Origin of the sequence: Microcystis sp. M_QC_C_20170808_M3Col (assembly GCF_007095505.1) — a bacterium.
Classification (GTDB): domain Bacteria; phylum Cyanobacteriota; class Cyanobacteriia; order Cyanobacteriales; family Microcystaceae; genus Microcystis.
The window spans coordinates 1-4,858 of the sequence record NZ_SFBY01000221.1; the positions used below are offsets into that span (position 1 = coordinate 1).

Here is a 4,858-nt window from a genome sequence, read left to right on the forward strand (position 1 = left end):
GGTTGGTTAACTGCCTACGAAGTGGCGACACCGGGGGTAGAAACACTGGATAATACTACTGTGCGACTGGATGGGGATAATCAACCACAACCAGATGCTTTATTAAGAATAGAAACCGGTGGACAATCAAGCATTAGTGAAGATGATTATCTGGAAGGCGCGCCGGAATTAATCGTGGAAATTGCCGCTTCTACTGCTTCCTACGATTTACACGAAAAACTCAAAGTTTATCGTCGTCATGGAGTGCAAGAGTATATTATCTGGCGAGTTTATGACGTTCAATTGGATTGGTTTCGCTTAACTGATGGGGAATATTTGCCCCTAGAATCAAATCAAAATAACATCTTTTGCTCCCAAGTCTTCCCTGGATTATGGCTAGATAAAAATGCTTTATTATCGGGGAATTTAGCCGAAGTTTTGGCAGTGTTACAGCAAGGAATAGCTAGTCAAGAATTTACCTTTTACCTCGAAGGAGTTTACGGAATGTTTAAAGCGAGTAAATATCAGACCCCCTGCATAATTTTTTTATGGTATGATGGAGGTTCTGGCTTTTTTCTCAATTTTTAGATGGAAGTGGAAAAAAGAATAAAATGTGATCTTAGGTCAGGAAATCATCTATACTTTTGCTATGTTTATTAGCAAAAATATGGATTATCAAAACTTATCAGATGAACAATTCAAACGCCGTTTCGGTGTGTATAAACAAACATACAGAAAGATGGTAGAATCAGTCAAAAGTGTTGAAGCCGACTCTAATTCAGCATCTAAAAGGAGACCGAAACCTAAACTATCTATAGAAGAACAAGTTTTAGTAACGTTAGAATATTGGCGAGAATATAGAACATATTTTCACATTGGTACAAGCGGTCAAATATCAGAATCAACTATATGTCGGATTGTAAATAAGACGGAAAAAATGCTTTGACAATCGGGAAACTTCCGTTTAAAAGGAAAAAAAGCTCTACTAAATCAATCAGAGATACCGGTCGTAACGGTAATGGATGTAACGGAAACTCCCATTGAACGCCCCAAAAAGAAACAGAAAGATTTTTTTTCAGGTAAAAGAGGTTATCATACTTTAAAATCCGGTTCTTCGTTACTTGGTATGGTTCGATCAGGGGGCATAAATCGGCTAAATCCTTATCCGGCAAGAGACTTAATTGATTAGCTCGTTCTAGATCGAAAACAATTGGCAAAAATCGAAGCTAACACAAACCGAAGAACCTAAAATCCCAATTAGTAGCTGATCAAAATACCGAGGAAATTATCTGTGTCTTTTGTGGGAAAGGTAGAGGTCATGATTTTAGTTTATTTAAAAAAAGTCGAGTCCGTTTTCATCCTTTAACTACCAGCATAGAAGACAGTGGTTATCAGGGAATAGCTGCATACCATAGTAATAGTTATACACCGAAAAAGAAACCGAAAAATAGAAAATTAACCGAGTTAGAAAAGGAGTATAACAAGGCTTTAGCCAAAGAAAGGATTATCATTGAACCTATAAATAGGAAACTCAAAATCTTGAAAATCTTATCCTGTAAATATCGGAATCTTCGTCGAAGATATAGTTTAAGAGTTAACCTGTTGGCGGCTATTTATAACTATGAGTTAGGGATAGGTGTAGCAGCTTCTTAAAAGTTGCCAAACATTAATCAAGTCAAGGAGAATTTATTCTCAATTTTTATAATTGAGATAGTTTGTGCTGCTTAAATAGGGTTTGCTGAATAAATCTTAAAACCTTGTTGGATAAGACTTTTAGACTTTTTTCCCCTCAAAAAGTGCCAGCCATTGCGGGGATCGGGGGGAAAATTCAGGTGCTTTTTCCCTGAAAATTAGGTAGTTGAACACCTGAAAATCGATAAAACCCCACACCCCACACCCCACACCCTGCCCCCAGGAAAGGCTTTTTCAGCAAACCCTAAATAAAGAGGTTTTGACAACCAAATTAAGGCATATCTAAAGAGTTTTGGGTTAAAAGTTAAACTTCAGGTTTTTTATTCAGAACAAATGCACTAACTAATTTTTTTGGGAAAATTAGTCATCCCGCTATCATAACATATAATCAATTTGCAAAAGTTCTATCCAAATAAGTATGTATGGGAGAGGACGTTGCCATGACAATATCTTTATAGAGAGGTTATTGTTTTTGATCTAGAGCGAACTAATCAATTAAGTCTCTTGCCAGATAAGGATTTAGTCGATTTATGCCCCCCGATCAAACCATACCAAGTAACGAAGAGCCGTAATTTAGGAGCTTTCAGATGACAATACCATTCGAGGAAATAGCACAGGAAGTTGCCTCTCAGGGAGCAAGCTGGGAGGTTGGCGAGACGTCGCTTACCAACTTGCTACAGGAGGAGCGTGAACTACGGCTGGGTTACACACCAGGGCCAGAAGAGCCGTCACTTATCGAGCGCGAAGGTCTGGCGCAAGCCAACCTTCAGCTGCACGCGGCGGGAATCGCTGCCGCCTTTGGCCGTCCGGCAAGCTACGACTTACGCAATGTGGGGGGCAGCAACTACGTCACTCCGGTGAAGGATCAGGGGAGTTGCGGCTCATGCGTTGCGTTCGGCTCTGTAGCAACCGTGGAAACAACCCTTCGCGTTGCTCGCAAAAATCCTGGGTTGAGCATTGACCTATCCGAAGCGCACCTTTTCTATTGTATTGCCAGAGCACAGGGGAGGATGTGCAGCGGTCCCAATGGGGGCTGGTGGGTTCCACCTGCCCTTGATGGATTCAAGAACACAGGCGTAGTGGACGATGCCTGTTATCCGTACACGGGCGGCGATCAGAATTGCACCAATCTCTGTGCAAACTGGCAGCAGCGCGTCACCAAAATCACGTCATGGACCCAGTTTACCAACCCAGAGCAGATGAAGGAGTGGCTCTCAAGCCAGGGCGCTCTGGCGGCTTGCTTCACGGTTTACAATGATTTTTTCGCCTACAGGTCAGGCGTGTACCGGCATGTCACCGGTGAACGGGCCGGTGGTCACTGCGTGTGCGTAGTTGGATACGATGACGCGGCTCAGTGCTGGATCTGCAAAAATAGTTGGAATACAACGTGGGGCGATCAGGGCTTTTTCCGAATTGCTTATGGGGAGTGCGGTATCGATGCGACAATGTGGGGGGTGACGGTACCCCCTCTCAGCTCCCAGCGTGTTCCACTCTATCGCTACTGGAACCCGAATGCCACAGATCACTTCTACACGACCAACTGGAGTGAACTAGGCGGCGGCCGCTACGGCTGGAACTACGAGGGCATCCAGTGCTACGTGTTCTCTGCCCAGAAATCTGGGTCGGTGCCGCTGTACCGTTACTGGAATCCCTCCATCGGCGACCATTTCTACACGACCAACTGGAGTGAACTAGGCAGCGGCCGCTACGGCTGGAACTACGAGGGCATCCAGTGCTACGTGCTTCCAGCTCAGGCATCTGGGTCGGTGCCGCTGTACCGTTACTGGAACGGGAGTGCTGGCGACCATTTCTACACGACCAACTGGAGTGAACTAGGCAGCGGCCGCTACGGCTGGAACTACGAGGGCATCCAGTGCTATGTCTACACCTCTGCTGCCAGCGTAGAGCCCAGCCAGATGGAGGATATCCCCAGTTCGTTTCGTGTCGAAGGGCCGGCGGCATCCTCGGGGATGACGCCGGATAAGTCCAGCTTCGGCCTTACGGAATCGGGTGGAACTCCTGCCTCGTTTACGCTAACCCCGGAATCTACTGCCCCGCTCACTGGTGAAACAGTGGGTGATACGGGCGATGTCCCGAGTTCGTTCTCCATAGAAACCGGTGCCGCTTTCACCCAGAAGAAGGGGCAGGGCGTCACCATCACCATCAACGTCAACCCCTAGGGCAACGTGCGCCCCTCCTATTGGGGGCGGGCGCATTAATTCCTGTATCACCGTGATAAGTATGTCTCATTCTTTCACCCTTCAGAATAATGGCTCAAGTACTGAACTCAGTATGGGTGAGGTGTTCGATGTGGTACTAGCTGAGAACCCTACCACAGGTTATCGGTGGATTCTTGATGTATCTCCATCGCAAGCTATCGTTCTAGTTAGCGACGAGTTTGACGAGTTTACGGTTTCAGGTGAAGGTATCGGCACCGGGGGGCAGCGGCGGTTTCTACTCCGGGCAGGATATCCAGGAGCCTTCGTGATCACACTCCGATGTTGTCGAGAGTGGGAATCAGCCACACCAGCGATCAAGACCTTCACGCTCACTGGTGTCGTTTCCTGATTGAGGAAGGGACACCGAGTACTAGGTGAAAGTTCTGAAAAAAGCGAAGGAGGAAAAACAGAGAGAAGTTGCTCAAGATATCAAAACTCTCACGGACGAAGCCACCTCTAGTTCTCCTTGAAAAAATGGTATTGGTACTCGTTTAAAGTTATCCGGTGCTCAGTGGTCTCCCCAATATGTTTCACAAATGCTACGCCTGCGCTGTGCTTATCTTAATCGCAGGTTTTCTCTAAGTATTTCTACTCAGTGACAAACTGGGATGCTCCCGTCAAGAATATCAAATATTTCGAGAAAATTTGCTCAATGCTAATTCCATCTAGCGAGGGAAAAATCTCAACTATCGGTAAACATTATGAGCTTATCTACTTCGATAATTTCCCCTGTATCTATTCCCCCTCTCGAAAATGGCGATAGATTAACTCGTCCTGAATTCGAGCGCCGTTATCAAGCAATGACACAGCTAAAAAAAGCTGAATTAATCGCAGGAGTTGTTTATATGGCAGCTGCGGTGAGAGCCAAAAACCACGGTAAACCCCACGCTAATATTATCGGTTGGTTAACTGCCTACGAAGTGGCGACACCGGGGGTAGAAACACTGGATAATACTACTGTGCGACTG

Annotated in this window: 3 protein-coding genes and 3 pseudogenes; all 6 read left to right on the forward strand. The window is 45.7% G+C overall.

What is annotated here, in order from left to right; translation table 11 throughout:
- Positions 1-453 (forward strand): annotated as a pseudogene (locus EWV84_RS09935) (Uma2 family endonuclease); the annotation flags it as partial.
- 139 nt (positions 454-592) lie between these two features.
- Positions 593-925, forward strand: coding sequence for a helix-turn-helix domain-containing protein (locus EWV84_RS09940; protein WP_502705764.1), 333 nt, complete (start codon positions 593-595; stop codon positions 923-925).
- Between the two features lie 299 nt (positions 926-1,224).
- Positions 1,225-1,632: pseudogene (locus EWV84_RS09945) on the forward strand (transposase); the annotation flags it as partial.
- Positions 1,633-2,258: 626 nt separating this feature from the next.
- On the forward strand, positions 2,259-3,851 hold the full coding sequence (locus EWV84_RS09950) for a C1 family peptidase (RefSeq protein ID WP_287077865.1): 1,593 nt from the start codon (positions 2,259-2,261) through the stop codon (positions 3,849-3,851).
- Positions 3,852-3,963: 112 nt separating this feature from the next.
- Entirely contained in the window at positions 3,964-4,239 is a 276-nt protein-coding gene (locus EWV84_RS22870) for a protease inhibitor I42 family protein (RefSeq protein WP_353737479.1), read from the forward strand.
- Positions 4,240-4,591: 352 nt separating this feature from the next.
- Positions 4,592-4,858: pseudogene (locus EWV84_RS09955) on the forward strand (Uma2 family endonuclease); the annotation flags it as partial.

Coding starts and splice junctions, on each gene's coding strand:
- EWV84_RS09950 (WP_287077865.1), top strand. CDS start 2,259: ATGACAATACCATTCGAGGAAATAGCACAGGAAGTTGCCTCTCAGGGA.
- EWV84_RS22870 (WP_353737479.1), top strand. CDS start 3,964: ATGGGTGAGGTGTTCGATGTGGTACTAGCTGAGAACCCTACCACAGGT.